Below are 18,232 nucleotides of genomic sequence, written 5' to 3'. Positions count from 1 at the left end.
CTCGTCCTCACCGTAGATGGACCGGCAGTTCGAGTCGGCCGTTCATGATGAAGGTGCCCTGGCCGGCCAGTTCGCCCGGCTCCACCGCCAGCCGCAGCCGGGGGAAGCGCGTGAACAGCTCCTCCACCGCGATGCGCACCTCCATCCGGGTCAGCGCCGGGCCGACGCAGCGGTGGACACCGTGGCCGAAGGCCACGTGCCGCTTGTCCGCGTGCCGGGCGTCGAACTCCCCCGCGGCGTCGCCGTGGAGTTCGGGATCGCGGCCGGTCGCGGCGTAGCCGACCACCACCGGGTCGCCCCGGGAGATGGTCACGCCGGCGATCGTGACGTCCTGCGTCGCGAACCGGAACGGCAGGTGCGCCACCGGTGCGTCGGTGCGCAGCGTCTCCTCCACCACGTCGTCCCAGTCCACCTCGCCGCCCGCCGCCAGGGCGCGCTGGCCGGGCCAGGTGAGCAGCGCCAGCGCGGTGTTCGTGATGAGGTTCCTGGCCGGTTCGGCGCCGGTGTTGAGCATCAGCTGGGCCAGGCCGACCAGTTCGGCGTCGGACCCGCCGCCCGCCCCGGTCACCGGGCAACCGCCCGGCTCGGCCGCGACGAGGTCGCTGATCAGGTCCTCCCCCGGTTCCCGGCGCTTGTGCGCGACCAGGGCCTCGATCTTGCTCCGCAGCGCGGCGAACTCCACTGCTGCCTTCTGCGGGTTCGGCTCGACGTATCCGGCGCGGTCCAGGATGCCGTCCGGGTCGCCGTCGGGCACGCCGAGCAGTTCGCCGATCACCCGCGAGGCCACCGGGTGCGCGTACCGCACCTTGAGGTCGACCGGCTCGCCGGGCCGCTGGGCCGCGTGGTCGGCCAGTTCGTCGAGCGCGTGTGTCACGATCCGCTGGACCCGCGGTCGCAGCATGGCGATCCGCCGCGGGCTGAACGCACCGGTGACAAGGCGTCGTTGGCGGGCGTGCGGTTCACCGTCCGCGGTGGACATGTTGTCCATCCGAGCCCAGACGATCAGCGGGAAGTCCGGGCCGAGGGTGCCCTCCATGTACGCGGGCCAGTGCCGCCGGGCGTTCTTGGCGAACCGCTCGTCCGCCAGGACCTGCCGGGCGGCGTGATAGCCGGTCACCGACCAGGCCTCGACTCCGCCGGGCAGCAGCACCCGGGTGACCGGCCCGCGGGCCCGGAGTCGGGCCGCCTCGCCGTGGATGTCGGTCCCGGCCGGATCGATGACGAAGAGCTCGTCGTCCACGTCTGCCTCCTGTGGGGACGGATGGGTACCGCTCCCATGGTGTGCGGGGGTGCACCCGGGGGGCGTCTTCGACGGTGCGGACTCGGCTCCTGTCGAACGGGCCGGTCGCGGTGAGGCGGGTGCCGGTCGTTGTCCGGATGCGCGGGCCCGGGCGGACCGGCAGCGTCCGCCTGTCGCCCCAACCGGTCTCTCCCGCACCGGAATTACTCACAAACCGCAGGTCGCGAGCTGGAGCACGGTTTGCCGGCGCGCTCCTCGTGGCCCCCGGGCGACCTTCGCCGGATCTCGTACAGTGGCCTTTCGTAAGGTGCGTAACGTGATCCAGTCGATCGCTTCCACCGGACTTGAAACATTCGTTCGGGTCGTCGCGTGTGAGGCCCGAGGAGGCTGAGGGCTGACATGAAATACCTGCTCATGATCTACGGCAACGCGGAGAAGTGGGCTTCGATCCCGGCCGAGGTCCTGGACAAGGAGATCGCCGCCCAGGACGCCTGGAATTCCCGCTACCGGGCCTCCGGAGAGCTGCTCGCCGCCTACGGCCTCGGCGACAGGAGCGATGCCTCGCTGGTACGGAACAAGGACGGTGCCCCGTTCTCCACCGACGGTCCCTACCTGGAGGCCAAGGAGTTCGTCTGCAGCCTCTACCTCCTGGAGGTCGAGTCGGCCGAGCGGGCCCGCGAGATCGCGGCGGACATGCCGTGGGCGCGCGAGAGCCCGGTCGAGATGTGGCCGATCCTGCACGACGGGTTCGCGCCGAAGCCCGACGGCAACACCTGACCGGGGCGACTGCCGCCCCCGGCTCCCGTACGGGAGCCGGGGGCGGCGCACTGTGACTCGGCGGCCGGCCGCCGAGGTCCGTCCGATGCCGTGCCGGGCGCCCTCCGCCGGCGGTGCCGGGGGCGTCGTCGTCGCGGCGGCCGCGCAAGCAGGAAGATGTCCGCCCCTGGCACCGCTGCGACTCTGGAGCAGCGCTTGGTGGATCTGGTCCCAGCGCGGGAGGAGAAGCCATGGAGAGCACGACGGCCACCGGCCGGACGCCGGAGACGGACGAGATCGCCGAGATGTTCGACGAGTCGTCCGACATGTCGAATGTGTTCAACGACGGGCAGGTGCATCTGGCCTACTGGTACGACGACCAGGACGAGGCTCCGCTGATCGAGGCGGCGCAGCGGCTGACCCGCAAGGTGGCGGACTCGCTGCGGCTGCGCAAGGGGGACCGGGTCCTTGACGTTGGCTGCGGCCTCGGGGCCCCGGCCATCCAGCTCGCCACCGAGTACGGGGTGCAGGTCACCGGCGTCAACATCAGCACCCGCCAGGTGGCCGAGGCGCAGGCCCGGGTTGAGGCGGCCGGGCTGGCCGGCCAGGTCACGTTCCGGGTCGGCGACTACGGTTCGCTGGACTTCCCGGACGGCAGCTTCGACGCGGTGGTGGCGATGGAGTCCCTCGTCTACGTCGGTGACCTCGGGCATGCGCTCGGCAACCTGCACCGGGCATTGCGCCCCGGCGGCCTGCTGTCCTTGGCGGAGCCCACCCGGGAAGGGCTCGGTGCCGCGGCCGCCAACCGGTTCGCCGCCGACTTCGGGGCGAAGCGGATGCTGTCGGTGGCCGAGTGGCTGGACACGTTGCGGGAGGTCGGGTTCGAGCCGGCGGAGTACCTGCAGTGCGGGCCGCGGGTGTTCGGGATGGGCCCCAAGTACCTGCAGGCCGTGGATACGCGGCGCGACGAGTTGGTCGGCCGGTTCGGTGAGGCCGCCGTCGACGGTCTCCGGGAGACGCTGGAGAACTTCTTCGCACCGGGGGCGGAGCAGATCGGCTATGCGGTCGTCACCGTCCAAAAGCCCCGGAACTGACCTGCCGGGACGCGGTGCGGCAGGGATACGTGAGCCTGGTGCCCGCCTGCGGTGGATCACCGGCCCCGGCCGCGAGGCAGACCCGACCGTTTTCGTGATCAGGTGGATCTGCGAGCCGTGCTTGCCCCGGTCGACGGCTCGGGCCTGCCATGGGGTGCGGACGGGCGGCCGTCGTCCTCTGGTCGGATCCGCCGGTCGTGGCGGTGGGCGGGGGCGCAATCACGAAGATGCGCGCCCCTCGAAGCGGTGATGAGAATCGAGACGCGGCCGCGTGGCAGTGCGTCGGCCCCATCCGTTGCGCCCGGTCCTGCCGTCCGGCGACGCCCCGCTGTTCTTCGGCAAGCGGGAGCTCTTCCCTGGCGCGAACCGCTCCGGCCGGCCGGTCCGTTCGTGACGGACGTGCGCAGTACCCGGCCCTCACGCCGGTCGCGAAGAACCGGACGATCGGCCCGGCCGGCATGCACAGCGTGCCGTCCGGCGGGACGACCAGGGGGTGGTCGCCATGGCCGGTCGCCGCCGAACCCGTACGCGACACGCTGATCGATGCCCTCCACAACGGCAGCGTCCGCCTTTCTGAGGAGAGATCGCACATGACCACGACTTCTCGATCGCAGCAGGCAACTGCGGCGCTCTCACTGCAGCAGCAGTTTCTCTGCATGTTCGCCCAGGGCTTCAAGACCGGGCCGTTCGGGCCGCACTACACGGAGGTCTTCGCGTGGCGGGTCCAAGGCCGCGTCGACGTGCGGGCCATGCGCCTGGCGTTGGCCGATGTGGTCGAGCGGCACGAGGCGCTGCGCACCGTGGTGCACCTGGAGAACGGGGGGGCGCAGAGCGTGCTGCCCGCCGTGGAGCCGGAGCTGGAGCTGGTCGACCTGGACGAGCCGCCGGGTCCGGACCGCGACCGGCGGGCCGAGCAGCTCATGATCCAGGCGGAGACCCGGTCGTTCCCGGCCGACCAGGTCCCGTTGCTGCGGGCCGTGCTCGGCCGTTTCGACGAGCAGGACTCCGTTCTGGTTCTGTGCGCCCATCACAGCGCCGCCGACGTCTGGTCGATCCAGGTGATCCTGCGGGACCTGGCGGAGTGCTACACAGCTCGCGCGGCCGGGACCGAGCCGCAACTGCCCGAGGTGGCCCAGTACCGGGACTACGTCGTCGCGCAGCAGGAGGAGGCCGACGGGCCGGCGGTGGCCGCTTCACGGGCGTACTGGCGCGAGACGCTGCGCGACGCCAGGATCCTGGTCGCGCCGGTGCACCCCACCGGGCAGTCCCCCGCGACGAGCTATCACCGGTTCACCACCGACGCGCGCCTGAGCGCGGAGGTGTCCCGGCTGGCCAAGGAGACGCGCAGTTCGCCGTTCATGGTGCTGCTCGCCGCGTTCACCGTCTTCGTGAACCGCCGCACCCGGGCGACGGACATCGTGGTGCCCACCTTCACGCCGGGCCGTGAGCGCCGCTTCCAGTCCACGGTCGGGTCGTTCTTCAACTTCAGCCCGCTGCGGGTGAACCTGGACGGATGCCGGACCTTCCGCGATGTCGTCGCCCGCAGCAGGAAGGCCTGCATCGGTGCCTTCTCGCACGAGCTGCCGCTGCTGCACATCCTCGCCGAGGCGCCCGAGCTGATGTCCTCGGCCGGCCCCGACGCGGTGCCGACCCTCTTCCAGGCCGTCCAGCCGCCCTATCTGATGCAGGGCGACCGGATCGGCGACCTCGAGTACACGGCGATCTGGCGGCGAGTCATCCCGCAGCCGCTCGGCTCCGACACTCCGGACGGCATGATCTGGTCGATGCACCTGAGTGACACCGAAGTGGTCGGCGGGCTCAGCTTCAGCCGTCACCTTTTCGAGCGGGCCGAGGTCGAGGACCAGGCAGCCGGGTTCCTCGAGGTGATCGGCGAACTGGTCGCCGGCCCGGACTCGGCGATCTGAGGCCCGGCCATGACCGAGACCGGGAACGTCGCGCGGGGCGCGGCCGTGGGGTACGAGGCCGATGTCACTCCGGCCGTGCTGATCGAGCGGGCCAGGGCCATGGTGCCCGACCTGGTGGCGCGCCAGCAGGAGACCGAGCAGCGAACCTATTACGCCGAGGACACCCATCGGGCGTTCCGGGACGCCGGCTTCTACCGCATAACGGTGCCCAAGCGGTACGGCGGCTACGAGTTCGGGTTCGACACGTTCCTGCAGGTCGCGATGGTCCTGTGCCGCGCCTGCCCGTCCACGGGCTGGATGTTCTGCCTGGGGGCCGCGCACTCGCTGTTCGCCGGCAGCATGTTCGAGGAGAAGGCGCAGGCCGAGATCTTCGGCGGCGGCGACTTCATCGCGCCGCTCGTCAACGCCCCGTACGGAACGGCCACGCGCGCCGAGGACGGCGGCTGGATCCTGGACGGTGTGTGGAGGTACTGCTCCGGCGCGCCGTACGCGACCCATCTGATCGGCAATACCGTGATCGCCGGGGATGATGCGAACCCGCCACGCCGGCTGCTGTTCATCGCACCCCGCGATCAGTGGGAGATGCTCGACGACTGGGGCGGGCAGCTGGGTCTCAAGGGCAGCGGTTCGCACAGCATCCGGATCTCCGGCGGGCACATCCCCGACCACTTCGGCATCGTGGTCAATTTCGAGGAGATCTCGGTGACCGAGGGCACCCCGGGGCGCGAGCTGCACGCGCACCCACAGTACGGGGGCGCGCCGGCGAGCTCGATGGCCCTGGAGGGTGCGCACATCGCGGTCGGCATGTGCCAGGGCGCGCTCGACGCGTACACGGAGCTGATGTTCTCCCGCACCACGATCATCCCACCGTTCGTGCCCAGGGCGGAGGATCCCGACTTCCAGCTCTGGTACGGGAAGGCCAGCGGCATGATCGACGCCGCCGAGACATTGGTTCTCGCGGCGTCACGGCGCTGGCACGAGCTGTCCGGGCTGCCGGTCGGGGCGTTCACCGCCGAGGAGGACATGCGGATCGCGATCACCTGCCGGGAGGCAACGGAGCTGGCCTGGAGGGCCGTTGACGAGATTCTCCAGCCGACCGCCGGCAGCCATGCCGTACGTGAGGGAACCCGTCTGGAACGGGTCTGGCGCGACCTCTCCACCGGGCGTACGCACGCCAGTTCCGCCGTGCTGCTCACTACCGTGGCCAACCGTGGGTTCGCCCAGCTCAGGCTGGCGAGCGCGCGTCGTCGGCCCGCACCGGATGCGTAGTGGCCGGCCGATGCCGGTGGTCGCGGTCGGCCACCGGCGCGGGTGATTGGTGTTCGGGGAAGCCGTTGGCGCCGCCCTCGTGCGAGGAGATGGAGGGGGTGCGGGCCCTGGCCGTGTCCGCCGGGGTCCGCACCGCCGGCCGGTCCGGGCGCGGTGGGCCTCGTCCATGAGGGTCGGGAGGCGGGCGAGCCGGCCCCGGAGCCCTGCGGACACGGCCCCGGGGCCGGTGATCGGGGCCGGGCCGGGCGGCGGGGAGGACGTGGTGGCCCGGCGGCCCGGTCCGCTTCGAAGGGCGCGCCCGGCCTGAGCGGCCTGGCGCCATCACGTCGCCCTCGTCGGTGCCGCGTGCCCCTTGTGCTCTCGCCGGCTCCCGCCCGTTCCCCGCAAGGGGGCCGGCGCCCGGTCCGAGCGGCCATCTGGCTGTCCGCGGGGGCAGATCCCTCTCGCGGTCGTGACCGGTGCCGGCCTTCCGCTGTCGCCGTGGCGTCCTTGTGCCGGTGTCAAGCGGCCGGGCCCTGCTAGGAGTGGAATTCGCCCGCGTCGACGTTGAGGCTCTGCCCGGTGATCGCCCTGGCCAGGTCCGAGGCCAGGTACAGCACTGCGTTGGCGACGTCGCCCGGGTCGGGCAGCCGGCGCAGGTCGAACGCGGCCGCGGTCTCGGCGTAGACGTCCTCCAGCGACACTCCCCGCTCAGCGGCCTGCATCGCGAACCAGCCCTTCAGCCCCTCGGTCCAGATGTAGTTCGGCACCACGGTGTTGACCCGGACGCCGCTCGGACCCAGCTCGGTGGCCAGACTGCCGGCCAGTGAGTGCAGCGCCGACTTCGAAGCCTTGTAGGCGCCGAAGTGGGGGCGGGAGTGGTGCACCACCGCCGAGCTGACCATCACCACCGAACCGGCGTGTCCGGTCAGGGTCGGCGCCAGGAGCTGGACCATGCGCAGCGCGGCCAGGGCGTCCGTCTCCAGCGAGGCGCGCACGGCGTCCAGGTCCATCGTCGCCAGGTCGCCCATCGCCGGGGGTGCGAAAGCGTTGCTGACGAACACGTCCACCCGGCCGAAGGTGTCCAGGGCACGTTCGGTGAGAGCTCGGCAGGCGTCCGGGGCGAGGATGTCGGTGGGGACGGCGAGCGCCCGGCGGCCGTGGGACTCGACCTCGGCGGCCACCGACGTCAGGACCGTCTCGGTGCGGGCCGCCAGGACCACGTCGGCTCCTGCCGCGGCGCCGCGGACCGCGATCTCGCGGCCGAGGCCGGGGCCGACGCCGGTCACCAGCATCACCTTGTCGGAGAGCATCTGTGCCTTCCTTCCTGCTTGGGAACGCGATGGAATGCATGGGTCACGCCGGGCGGCAGCTCCGCGCGTCGTCTCCCACGCGATCGCGGGATCCATGGGCTCCGCGAACGGCGGGCGGCCGGCGTCGAGCAGTAGCGGCACGACGTGGAGGCGCAGTTCGTCCAGCACACCGGCAGCCAGGGCGGCGGCGAGCACTTGTCCGCCGGGCATCGGGCGCGGCGGCAGCGGCCGGCCATCGGTGGAGGCGTTCGCCGCCGGTGCCCAGGGGGGTGGCGGTCGGAGCTGTCCTCGGAGCTTGCGACGTCGGGGAGACGGAGACGTCCGCGATCACCTGGGGCATGTCTGCGACGATCGCAGGGCACCAGGCCCCGGGGCGTCTTCCTGCGTGCCGATGTCAGGGCACGATCACGGTCTCGGGCATCGTGTCGCCCCGGAACAGGCCGTGGGGGTCCACGCGCGCCCGGATCCGCTCGACGGCCCGGAGATCGGCTTCGGACAGGTGCCCGCGCGGCCGGTCCAGACCCTTCACGAAGCCGGGCGCGGTCCGGCCCGTGTCCCACGGGGCCAGGGCGGCGCGCACCTTGTCGCAGTGCTCGATGATCTCCTCCGGCGTGCCGCGCAGTTCCGGGACGCCGGCGCCCATGTAGGCCAGGCGCGCGTCCAGGCGGTTCAGCACGCCGCCGGCCGGGGCGGCGACGGCCATGCGCCCGCCGAGTTGTCGCAGCTCGGCGGCGATCAGGGGCGAGCCGGAGTCTTCGCCGGTCATCCGCAGGAATGCGGCGATTCCTTCGCGGCCCGGCTCGGCGAGCAGCAGGTGGTCGCCGATGAAGGTGCCGGGCTCGTCGGGGTCCATGTGGATGTCCGGGACCTGTTCGGGACCGCAGTCCTGCCAGGTGTCGAGTACCGGCTCGCCGGTCTTGCGCAGCGGGTCCAGCAGGTCGCGGGCGGCGGCGGTCGCCAGGGCGACGCCGGCGACGCACACCACGGGGCCGCCTTTGAGCATCGGCGGGATCTCCGGCAGGTCCGGCAGGTTCATCACGCGCAGGGAGGTGGAGACCTCGTCGGGCGCGTCCAGCGTCCAGTCGTACCAGGCGCCGACCACGGCCTCGGCGTGCTCCCAGGACCAGAAGGCGGCGCCGGCCACGAGGTCGGTCACCGCGAAGAGCTCGATCTCGACGGCGGTGACGACGCCGAAGCCGCCGCCTCCGCCGCGTACGGCCCAGAAGAGTTCGGGGTCCTCGGCAGCGCTGACGCGGCGCACGTGTCCGTCTGCGGTGACGAGTTCGACGGAGCGGATGTGGTTGGCGGCGAGGCCGAGTTCGCGGCCGTAGAGACTCACGCCTCCGTGCAGCAGGTAGCCGATGGCGCCGACGGTGCCCGAGGTGCCGTGGGGTGCGGCGAGGCCGTGGGGTGCGGCGGCCTGGACGACGGCGCTCCAGGGTGTGCCGGCGGGGATGCGGGCCAGGCGGCGGTCGGGGTCGATCTCGACGCCGCCGGACAGGATGGGGCGGATCAGGAGGGCGCCGGTCATCGAGGTGGCCGCGCCGGCGGAGTGGCCGGTGGTGTGGACGCGAACGCCCTGGCCGCGTGCCGACGCATGGCTGATCGCAGCCCGCACGTCGGCGAGGCAGGTGGCGGTGAGCGCGGCGGCGGGGTGTGCCGGGCCGGCGAGGTTGAACACGCTGGTGGCGGCATCGTAGGCGGGGTCGCCAGGGAAGGCGATGGGCGAGGTGTCGAGCATGAACTCCCCTTGGTGGTCCGGGCGGATCTGCTCCTCAGGGTGCGAGCCGGGCGGTCGCGCGAGCATCCGCCAGAGTGCTCAGCGACAGCAGCGCGGGCTCGGAGGCGCTCGACCCGGCCCGGTCGCCCGGACCGTGGTGCCGGTGGAGCGCGGCGTTCCGGGGTGAGGGGCTGTGCGGGTTTTGCCGCCGTTGACGGGCGCGGGCGTTCTGGGCGAGCTGACGGCCGTGGTGCCGTTCGAGCTTCATCGACGCGGTCCTGGCGGAGACTTGCTCGGTGCAGCGACGACTGCGTGGTCTTCCTTCGCGGGTCGGGATCTGTTTCCTGCTCGCGATGTCCCGGGGCAGGGCCACGGGGTTCGGACACCGGGGACACCTGGATCTCGGTGGTCCGGGAGGACGGGGTCCCGGTGGGAGTCCAGCCGCGCTCTCCTACCCCGTCCGGTGCTCCAGGGCCGCTCCCACCCGCTCCGCCTGCTCCATGAGGAATCGCTGCTCCGGCCCGCTTGCCGCCTGCCGTGCCGCGGTCCGGTACGCCTCTTGTGCCCTGTCCAGACCGCCGTCCATCTCGAGCAGGTACGCCCGCACCGCGCTGAGGCGGTGACTGCCGGTCATCCAACGGTCCCGCTCCAGTGGCTTCAGCAGCCGCAGGCCTTCGCGGGGGCCTTTGACCATCGCCATCGCCACCGCGCGGTTCAGGCGCACCACCGAGCCGGGCGCGATCTGCTCCAGCAGGTCGTACAGGGCCAGGATCTGCGGCCAGTCGGTCTCACCGCCTTCGGGGGTCTCGACGTGCACCGCGGCGATGGCGGCCTGCAGGCGGTAGAGGCCGACGCCGGGGCGGGACAGGGCCTCGACGACCAGTGCCAGGCCCTCCTCGGCGAGGTCGCCGTTCCACTGGGAGCGGTCCTGCTCGGTCATCGGGACGAGGGTGCCGTCGGCCAGGGTACGGGCCGGGCGGCGGGCTTCGGTGAGGAGCATCAGCGCCAGCAGTCCGGCGACCTCGCCGTTGTCCGGCAGGACGCGGTGGGCCTGGCGGGTGAGCCGGATGGCTTCGGCGGTCAGGTCCGGGCGCAGCAGGTCGGGTCCGGCGGTGGCGGTGTAGCCCTCGTTGAAGATGAGGTAGAGGACGCGCAGGACCGCGCTGGTGCGTTCGGGGCGTTCGGGTTCCGGCGGCATGTGGAAGGTCATGCCGGCGTCCTTGATCTGCTGCTTGGCCCGGGAGATGCGACGGCTCATCGAGGCCGGGGGGACCATGAAGGCGCGGGCGATCTCCTCGGTGGTCAGGCCGCCGACCGCGCGCAGGGTCAGGGCCACCTGTGAGGGCGGGGTCAGCGCCGGGTGGCAGCACAGGAACAGGAGTATCAAGGTGTCGTCGTCGACGGAGACCAGGTCCTCGTCGTCGGGGGCCGGGGCCACCGTCGCCTCGGGCAGTGCCATCGAGGCGACGGTGGCCTCACGGGTGCGGCGGGCCCGGTCGCTGCGCCAGTGGTCGGTGAGGCGGCGTCCGGCGACGGTCAGGAGCCAGGCTCGCGGGTTGTCCGGGACGCCTTCGGTCGGCCACTGCGTGGCAGCGGCTACGAGCGCCTCCTGCACCGCGTCTTCACAGCCGTCGAACTGCCCGTGGCGCCGGACCAGGGCGCCGAGGACCGAGGGCCGCAGCTCCGCGAGCAGGCTTTCCAGGCGTTGGTCGGAACGCACCAGCTCATTCTATATGCGGGGCGCCCGGCCGCCCGGGGAGGTGCGCACACGTTGAGATGCCCGGCGCCCGCCGGCGGTGGCACGGTCGGGGCAGAGACCGCGAACCAGTGAGGAAGGCAGCCATGACGGACACGACCGCCGCCGTAGTCACCCGCGACGACCACCGTTACCCCGCCCTCGTCGAGGGCTACAACCATCGCTTCGTGGGCCGGCCCGACGAGGTCCTGCTCGCCACCGATGCCGCCGATGTGCAGGCCGCGGTCCAGGCGGCCGTGGACGCCGGGCGACGGATCGCCGTGCGCAGCGGCGGTCACTGCTTCGAGGACTTCACCGCGCATCCGGAGGTGAAGGTGCTCGTGGACCTGTCCGCGCTGAACCACGTCGGCCACGACGCCGGGCGGGACGCCTTCGTGGTGGAGCCCGGAGCGCGGCTGGACCACGTCTACCGCACACTGCACGACGGCTGGGGCGTGACCATCCCGGCCGGCACCTGCTTCGAGGTGGCTGCCGGCGGGCACATCGCGGCCGGCGGCTACGGTCCGTTGTCCCGGCGCGACGGCCTGGTGGTGGACCACGTCACGGCGGTCGAGGCGATCGTCGTCGGCGCGGACGGCCGGGCCCGGACCGTGGTGGGCACCGACCGGCCCGAGGACCCTCACCACGATCTGTGGTGGGCGCACACCGGTGGCGGGGGCGGTAGCTTCGGCGTGGTCACGAAGTACTGGCTGCGCACGCCGGGGACGCCGGACGGCGACCCGGCCCGGCAACTCCCCCGCGCGCCGCGAGCGGTGCTGCGCCGTGACACCATGTGGTCCTGGGACGCGATCTCGGACGCGGACTTCCGCACCCTGTTGCGTAACTACTGCACCTGGTACGAGGAGAACAGCGAGCCGGGCGCACCGGGCGCGGCGTTGTGGAGCAACCTGATCATCACCCACCGCTCGGGCACCATGTTCATCCTGACCTCGGTGATCCCCGACGACGCGCCGGATGCGGCCGGGGTCCTCGAAGCCCACACCGCGGCGGTAACCCGCGGAATCGACGCAGATCCGATGTCGGCGACCTCCGAGACCTCCCCGTGGCTGGACACCTGGCTGCCGTCCTACAGCTGGCCGAGCGATCCGCAAGGCCGGTACAAGAACAAGGCGGGCTATCTGCGGCGCGGGTTCTCCGACGCGCAGATCACGGCGATCCATCGCCATCTGTCGTCGTCGGACTACGAGAACCCCATGGGATGCCTGGTTCTGACCGGTTTCGGCGGCAAGGTGAACGCCGTCGCCCCGGACGCCACCGCAGTGGCGCAGCGCGACTGCATCCTCAAGGCGTCCTACAGCACCGGCTCCTGGACCGATCCGGCAGACGACGAGCGTCACCTGGCCTGGGTGCGCGCGTACTACCGGGACGTCTACGCGCACTCCGGTGGCGTGCCGGTCCCGGACGGCACCAACGACGGCTCCTACATCGGCTACCCCGACGCCGATCTGGCCGATCCCGCGTGGAACACGTCGGGGATCGACTGGTCTGCGCTGTATTTCAAGGACAACTACGCCCGGTTGCAACGCGCGAAGCAGGTCTATGACCCGCTCGACGTGTTCCGCCACGGGCTGTCCGTCCGCCTGCCCTGAGCGGGCGGCAGGTCCCCCTTGCGCTGGTGCGGTGTCATGGGACGCCGCGAGGGGACGCGGCTGCCGCGGCACGAGCGGCGTTGTGATGCCCTGGCCGCCGCGCTGGAGCGGGCCGCCCGCTGGCGGCTGTGTCGGGGAGTTGCACTCGCGCCGCCCGGCAGACGGAAGCAGCCGGTGCGCCCGCTTCCGCGACGGCGCACCGGCTGCTTTCGCTCACGACCGCTACATCAGCGGATTGGCGCCGCGTGGCCTGGTGGCGAGCTCCTGCGGCGTCTTTTCCAGCAGCAGGTGCGGGTCCTGCGTCTCGACCTGGCCGAGGCCGGGCGGGCAGCGGTCCCAGCCCAGCAGCCTCCGCACCTCCTCCGGAAGGGTCAGTACGGTCTTCCGGGAGACGGCGAGGTACTGGTTCTCCTCCTGCCGCAGGTTGCCCAGGTCGAGCGCGACGGAGAGGCTGTAGCGCGGCGAGTCCGTGGTGTTGGCTCCGCCGCCGTGGTACACCCCGCCCGGCCAGAGCAGGGCGGAGCCGGCGGGCATGACCGCCGGAACCGCCTCGGCGTAGGCGGGAGCCCGCTCGTCGTCCCAGTGGTGACTGCCGGGGATGACCAGGGTCGCGCCGTTGGCGCTGGTGAAGTCGGTCATCGCCAGCATCAGCTGGAGCCGGCACGGTGGCCCCGGGTGCCGCCACAGATGCATCGCGTCGTCGCGGTGCAACGGCTGCCGGCCCTGGCCCGGATCGATTCTTATCGCCTGGGTGAAGCTGATCTGGATGCTCGGCGTGACCTCCATCCGGAGCTTGCCGATCCACATGTGCGTGGTCCGCTGCAGCAGGCGCCGGGCCGCGCCGAGGAACTGGGGTTGGAGGACCACGCTGGTCATCTGGCGCGGCGACCGCTGGAACAGGCTGGACAGCCGCTTGGTCTTCTTCCCGTCGTAGCCGCTCTCGCTGTAGCCGGCCGCCTCGAGGCCCGGTTGGAGGTCCGCCCGGAGCGCGGCGAGCGTATCGGAATCGACGAAGTTCTCGATGATCACCGCTCCGTCGCGTTCCAGGATCTCGACGACTTCGTCGAGCGGGGTGGCGGGGTTGAGGTGGGTCAGTTCGGCCATACCGCTCACCCCTCGATGCGGGCCACTATGCCCCGGGTGAGGGTCTCCAGGTCCGGGTCCTCGAACAGGTCGCCGATGTCGAGCGTGATGCCCAGTTGCTCCTCGACCCCCGCGGCAATCCGCACGGCGGCGATGGACTGTCCGTTGAGTTCGACGAACGTGGCACCGGGCCGATCGGATCCCGGGCCCAGGACTTCGGCCCAGATGGCGGCGACCCGCTGGGCGATGTCCGCGGTGGCCGACGGCTGCGGAGTGGTCATGTCACTGCTCCTCACTGCGTTTGAGAGGTGGTGGGTGTTGGGGGCGTGCCCGCAGGCCACCCGCCCGTACAGTTCGAGGTTCGTGTCCGGTGCATGATCGCGTGCTGTTTCGGCGCCTTGGTGTCCCGCTCGATCCGCTGGACCGGCACATCGGGGTGCAACGACGTGCCACCGCCGGCACCGGCCGGCAGGTCGGCGGCTTCCTCCGTGCCCGGACACCGCGCGCCGAGGCGGGGCGGTGCCCCGGGCACGTTTCGGCGCCCGTGTCCGCGGCGGACCCGGTCCGCACAGCGATTCGAGAACCTCGGTGCCGAGCCGTCACCGGTCCTGCGCCGACTGCGCGTCGGCCCCGCCGGCGGGCCGGGATCAGCCGCGGCTCGGCAGCTCGGTTCGGGGCAACGTGGTGGCCTTCTCCATCGCCCCTCCTCGAGTCCTGACACGCTCGGGTTCGACTTTCGCAGCCGTGGCGCCCGGGAAGCATCTCCTGAACTGCCCTCTCGTCGCGCCCGCGGGAGCGGCAGCCGGTCGACGAGCGACGCGCGGGGTCGCGCGCAGCCCGGCGGACGGGTCTCTGACGGACGACGCCGGCACCGGCCGGGTGCGAGGGGCATCATGGCGGCACGGGCTGCGCGGTGAGGCCGGGCAGGTCAGCGCCGTCCGCGGGGTCCTCGGCATCGGGAGCCGGTCCCCGGGGGTGAGGCGGGACCTCGGCGGCCCCGAGGGCGGCGAGTGGGACCCCGGTGCCTTCCGGTGGCTGCGGCCGGTGCCCGCGGCCGGGCCGGCCGCCGAGGAGTACGGCCCGGTCAGGTGCCCGCGTATCCACGGTCTCCGCCACTGCCACGCGTCGTTGCTGTTCGCCGTGAAGGGGTCCCTGCCGTCGCCGGGCAGGCCGCGGGCCCGGCCGCGCCGGTGTCCGGCGAGGTGGGCGCGGGGTGTCGACCCTTTGGCCTACGGCGGCGTCATGCGGCGCGCCATGGCCGCGAAGAGCCCTGGCGTACACGGCCGATGCCGCGTCCGGCGGTGTCCCGGTCCTCATCGGGGTCACGGGCTCTTGTTCTCATTGCTTGTCGGGGCCGGGGTCTGCTCAGCGGATCCGGTCGCCGGGACCCGGTCGGCGGGGTGCCGGCCGGGTCGGGGGGCTTCGGCCACGGCCGGGGGCACGGCGGCCGGCCCGGCCGGGCCGCGCAGCGCGTTCAGCAGGACCCGGAGGATCATGCCGGGGCGCATCAGCTGCTCCGGCCGGTCGAGCATCCCGGCGGCGCGCATGTAGCCGCGGGTCACCGAGCGGTCCCGGGTCGCCGCTACCTGGACCATCGCCAGGTAGCGCTGGCCTATGCGCAGTTTGAGGTCCCGTTTGCCTTCGACGCCGTCGAAGCCCAGGTCGACGGTGCGCGTCATCTCCCACGGCGGGTCGATGACGTCGCGTGCCAGGTCGCGGAAGTACTGCCGCGCGTCCGGCGTGGCACCGGAGTGCAGGTGGCGGCGCAGGGTGAGGGCGGACAGCGCCGCGACCGTCATGCCCTGTGCGTAGACCGGGTTGAAGCAGGACACCGCGTCACCGATGACCAGCAGGCCGGCCGGGAACCGGCCCATCCGCTCGTACCGGCGGCGCTGTGTGGTGGGGAACCGGAAGGCGACCGGATCGTCCAGCGGCTCGGCGTGCTTCAGCGCCTCGTGGATGTCCGGGACCGGCAGGCGCTTGACGAACTCGTACAGCCCCTGCTGGTCTGTCGGCGGGTGGTCGCCGAGGATGCCGTAGACGGTCATCAGGGTCGTGTCGCCCTCGGTCTTGGTGAAGATGACGCCGCGCGGGACCTCGGGGGAGGCGACAGCGATGATCGCGAGGTCGCCGTCGTAGGGGTCGGCCTTCATCTTGTAGTTCTGGGTGACGTAGCCCAGCCCGATGTTGGTCCGCTCCTCCTCGACGCGCGGGTAGCCCATCTCCTCGAGCCACACCGGGGTGCGCGAGCCGCGCCCGGTGGCGTCGACCACCAGGTCGGCCGTGATCGTCTCGCCGGGTGCGCCGCTCCTTTGGACCTTGACCCCCGTCACCTGTGCGTGGTCGGCGGTGACGGTCAGGCCCAGGATGTCGCAGCGCTCGACGAACCGGACGTTCGCCAGCTCGGCCGTGCGTTCGCGGATCCGGCGCTCCATCAGCGGCGCCGAAGCCGGCACCGCGATGTAGCCGATGTCGGCGCGCTTGACGGGGCGGCCGCGGAAGTACCAGCGGACCGAGCCGGAGTAGTCGCCGATCGGGGTGCCGTCGGCGATGAGCTGGTCGGTGATGCCGGGGTAGAGCTCCTCCATCACCACCCGGCCGCGCACGTGCATGGCGTTGATGTGCTTGCCCTGGGGGCGTCCGCGGCGTGGGCCGTCGACTCCGGTGACCGTGTCCCGGTCGACGACCAGGACCTCGTCGTAGGCCTCGGCGAGCACACGGGCGGCGAACAGCCCGGCGATGCTGCCGCCCAGCACGACGGCGCGGGTCGGGTCGCCATCGGCCGCCGACCGGGGTGTTTCCTGGGGCATCTTGCCCACCTCCTGGGGATCGTGCTGGGGATGTTGGGAGTCTGTGGTTCTGGGGTTTCCGGGGTCGCCAGGTCCCCGGGGGTCAGCGTGCCGACCGCCCCCCGGGCGGTCGGCGAACCGGCTGGTCACGCCGGTCGGCACGGGTGGCACCCGGTTGCCGCCGTCCGGCCGTTCCGCGCCGTGGCCGGCCAGGACGACGTTCGCCCGGCGTCGCCCATGGCTTCACGATGTGGTCCGGGGCCGGGGCCGGGCATCTCCTGGATTGCGGGCCGGTGGGTGCCGGTGCCGGCCGGTGTGCGTGTCCCGAACGCGTGGGCGGTGGGCTCAGGTGTGAGGCCTCTGTGACCGGGGTGTCCCGCTGGAGTTCGCTGCGGGCACCGGTGCCGGTGAACGGGCACCGGCGTGCCTGGGGACCTCATAACACAGCACTTACGAAGATGCCCGCCGGGGCCCTCGGGTCCGATGCTCTAGCTGCGTTGCACCCCAGCCGTGAGAGAGCCGAGGACAGGCATGTCTCAGAACAGACGACAGACAGGCCTCCAGATGACCCCTGCGGAGGAACCTGACATCGACCAGCGGCCCGCGGCACCCGGGGAGCGGCCTTGGTGGAAGAGGTACTACCCCTGGTTCGCCGTCGTGGGCGGGGCTGTGCTGTTCAACCTGCTCTACTCCTTCCCTCACTACTTCGCCACGGATCCCGACGTCTCCCGGAGCCAGCTCGACCCGGGCTTCCAGCCGCATTTCGCGTTCCTGGTCGCCCACGTGGTCACCGGCAACCTGGCCTTGGTGGCGATGATGCTCCAGGCCTGGCCCCGTCTGCGCCGTACGCGCCCCAGGGTCCACCGCATGGTCGGCCGGTTGTACGTGTTCGGCGCGGTGATCCCGACGACGCTCATTGTGCTGTTCGTGCTGGTGCCGCACCGCGCCAACCAAGGCAGTACCGGCCTCGCCTTCGGTGCGGTCCTGTGGCTGGGTACGACGCTGTACGCCTGGCGCAAGGCCCGTCAGGGCCGCTACGCCGAGCACCGCCGCTGGATGGTCTACAGCTTCTCGCTCGCGCTGTTCACGACCTACGGGCGCATCGTCGCCTGGATGATGCTGAACTGGGGCCTGCAGGTGAACATCCAGGTCCTGATCGAGGCCACCAGCTGGGGCGTGTGGATCGTCCACCTGCTGCTCGCGCAGGCGTACCTGGAGTTCACGGCACGCCGGAGCGGTGATAACCCGCACGCCGGGCGGTTCGACCCGGCGACCGGGGCGATCCGGCAGTAGGGGGCCTGAGTCCGCGTCCACCGGCCGATGAGGGCTGTCGGCCGCACCCCGTACGAGGAGATGCCTTGCGGTCTGCGGTGACGGACGTGTTCCGGGACCACCGGCGCACGGTCGGCAGGGCATCTCGTCAGGGCACCGTCTCGCGGCTCCTGCGGAGTGCGGGCAGCCTTCGGTGAAGTGGTCCTTGCCCCCCTGGCCGGCGGTGTGCTCGTCCCGCTCGTTCGCCTCGCCGACCGCTCCGGGCTCGCCGTCCCGCTGACCGGGCACCTGCGCCTGACCGGCGCGGGCAACGACGGCTGTGGCCATGCCGGCCCCCGGGGCGGCGCCCCTTGACGGCGCGGGGTGCGCCGGGGCCGGCGAATGCCGACCGGCTGCGCACCGGCGCCGGGGACGCGCTGTCCGGCCGGCCTGTGCGCCGAAGGTTCC

General features: G+C 72.1%; 15 protein-coding genes. 7 read left to right on the top strand and 8 right to left on the bottom strand.

The features are described from left to right. Window positions 1-7: 7 nt before the first annotated feature. Window positions 8-1,240, bottom strand: a complete 1,233-nt coding sequence (locus AMK21_RS32510; protein ID WP_073882745.1) for a cytochrome P450 family protein — start codon at window positions 1,238-1,240, stop codon at window positions 8-10. A 399-nt stretch (window positions 1,241-1,639) separates the two neighbouring features. On the opposite strand from AMK21_RS32510, the gene AMK21_RS32505 reads away from it, so the two are divergent. The 4 genes from AMK21_RS32505 (at window position 1,640) to AMK21_RS32490 (ending at window position 6,284) form a co-directional block, all read left to right on the top strand. Next, window positions 1,640-2,017, top strand: a complete 378-nt coding sequence (locus AMK21_RS32505) for a YciI family protein (protein WP_073882744.1) — start codon at window positions 1,640-1,642, stop codon at window positions 2,015-2,017. Between the two features lie 230 nt (window positions 2,018-2,247). After that, a complete protein-coding gene (locus AMK21_RS32500; protein WP_073882743.1) occupies window positions 2,248-3,090 on the top strand; it encodes an SAM-dependent methyltransferase in 843 nt (280 codons plus the stop codon). 590 nt (window positions 3,091-3,680) lie between these two features. Continuing rightward, window positions 3,681-5,015 (top strand): condensation domain-containing protein, encoded by a 1,335-nt coding sequence (locus AMK21_RS32495; protein ID WP_073882742.1) that lies wholly within the window; start codon window positions 3,681-3,683, stop codon window positions 5,013-5,015. Between the two features lie 9 nt (window positions 5,016-5,024). Next, window positions 5,025-6,284: an acyl-CoA dehydrogenase family protein gene (locus AMK21_RS32490; protein WP_073882741.1), complete on the top strand. Its 1,260-nt coding sequence runs from the start codon at window positions 5,025-5,027 to the stop codon at window positions 6,282-6,284. Window positions 6,285-6,802: 518 nt separating this feature from the next. Here the strand turns inward: AMK21_RS32490 and AMK21_RS32485 are convergent. From AMK21_RS32485 to AMK21_RS32470, 4 genes are all read right to left on the bottom strand, one after another. Further along, on the bottom strand, window positions 6,803-7,576 hold the full coding sequence (locus AMK21_RS32485) for an SDR family oxidoreductase (protein ID WP_073882740.1): 774 nt from the start codon (window positions 7,574-7,576) through the stop codon (window positions 6,803-6,805). A 394-nt stretch (window positions 7,577-7,970) separates the two neighbouring features. Continuing rightward, window positions 7,971-9,317, bottom strand: coding sequence for an FAD-binding oxidoreductase (locus AMK21_RS32480; protein ID WP_073882761.1), 1,347 nt, complete (start codon window positions 9,315-9,317; stop codon window positions 7,971-7,973). A gap of 34 nt (window positions 9,318-9,351) precedes the next feature. Further along, on the bottom strand, window positions 9,352-9,564 hold the full coding sequence (locus AMK21_RS32475) for a hypothetical protein (protein ID WP_073882739.1): 213 nt from the start codon (window positions 9,562-9,564) through the stop codon (window positions 9,352-9,354). 183 nt (window positions 9,565-9,747) lie between these two features. Beyond that, complete coding sequence (locus tag AMK21_RS32470) at window positions 9,748-11,016, bottom strand: RNA polymerase sigma factor (protein ID WP_073882738.1); 1,269 nt, start codon at window positions 11,014-11,016, stop codon at window positions 9,748-9,750. Between the two features lie 122 nt (window positions 11,017-11,138). Between AMK21_RS32470 and AMK21_RS32465 the strand changes: the two genes are divergently transcribed. After that, window positions 11,139-12,641: an FAD-binding oxidoreductase gene (locus tag AMK21_RS32465; protein WP_073882737.1), complete on the top strand. Its 1,503-nt coding sequence runs from the start codon at window positions 11,139-11,141 to the stop codon at window positions 12,639-12,641. Between the two features lie 222 nt (window positions 12,642-12,863). Here the strand turns inward: AMK21_RS32465 and AMK21_RS32460 are convergent, their stop codons facing one another. The 3 genes from AMK21_RS32460 to AMK21_RS32450 form a co-directional block, all read right to left on the bottom strand. After that, window positions 12,864-13,745, bottom strand: a complete 882-nt coding sequence (locus AMK21_RS32460; protein WP_073882736.1) for a phytanoyl-CoA dioxygenase family protein — start codon at window positions 13,743-13,745, stop codon at window positions 12,864-12,866. 5 nt (window positions 13,746-13,750) lie between these two features. Beyond that, complete coding sequence (locus AMK21_RS32455; protein ID WP_073882735.1) at window positions 13,751-14,005, bottom strand: phosphopantetheine-binding protein; 255 nt, start codon at window positions 14,003-14,005, stop codon at window positions 13,751-13,753. 1,041 nt (window positions 14,006-15,046) lie between these two features. Next, window positions 15,047-16,534: an FAD-dependent oxidoreductase gene (locus tag AMK21_RS32450; protein ID WP_107430031.1), complete on the bottom strand. Its 1,488-nt coding sequence runs from the start codon at window positions 16,532-16,534 to the stop codon at window positions 15,047-15,049. 510 nt (window positions 16,535-17,044) lie between these two features. On the opposite strand from AMK21_RS32450, the gene AMK21_RS32445 reads away from it, so the two are divergent. Both AMK21_RS32445 and AMK21_RS35205 read left to right on the top strand, forming a co-directional pair. Then, the gene (locus tag AMK21_RS32445) at window positions 17,045-17,806 is read left to right on the top strand and encodes a DUF2306 domain-containing protein (protein WP_073882734.1); all 762 of its coding nucleotides are present in this window, start codon (window positions 17,045-17,047) and stop codon (window positions 17,804-17,806) included. Window positions 17,807-17,983: 177 nt separating this feature from the next. Continuing rightward, window positions 17,984-18,139 (top strand): hypothetical protein, encoded by a 156-nt coding sequence (locus tag AMK21_RS35205; RefSeq protein WP_158070744.1) that lies wholly within the window; start codon window positions 17,984-17,986, stop codon window positions 18,137-18,139. Window positions 18,140-18,232 lie beyond the last annotated feature (93 nt).

Source organism: Streptomyces sp. CB00316, from assembly GCF_001905595.1.
GTDB lineage: Bacteria > Actinomycetota > Actinomycetes > Streptomycetales > Streptomycetaceae > Streptomyces.
This window is presented reverse-complemented; position numbering and strand designations above follow the sequence as displayed.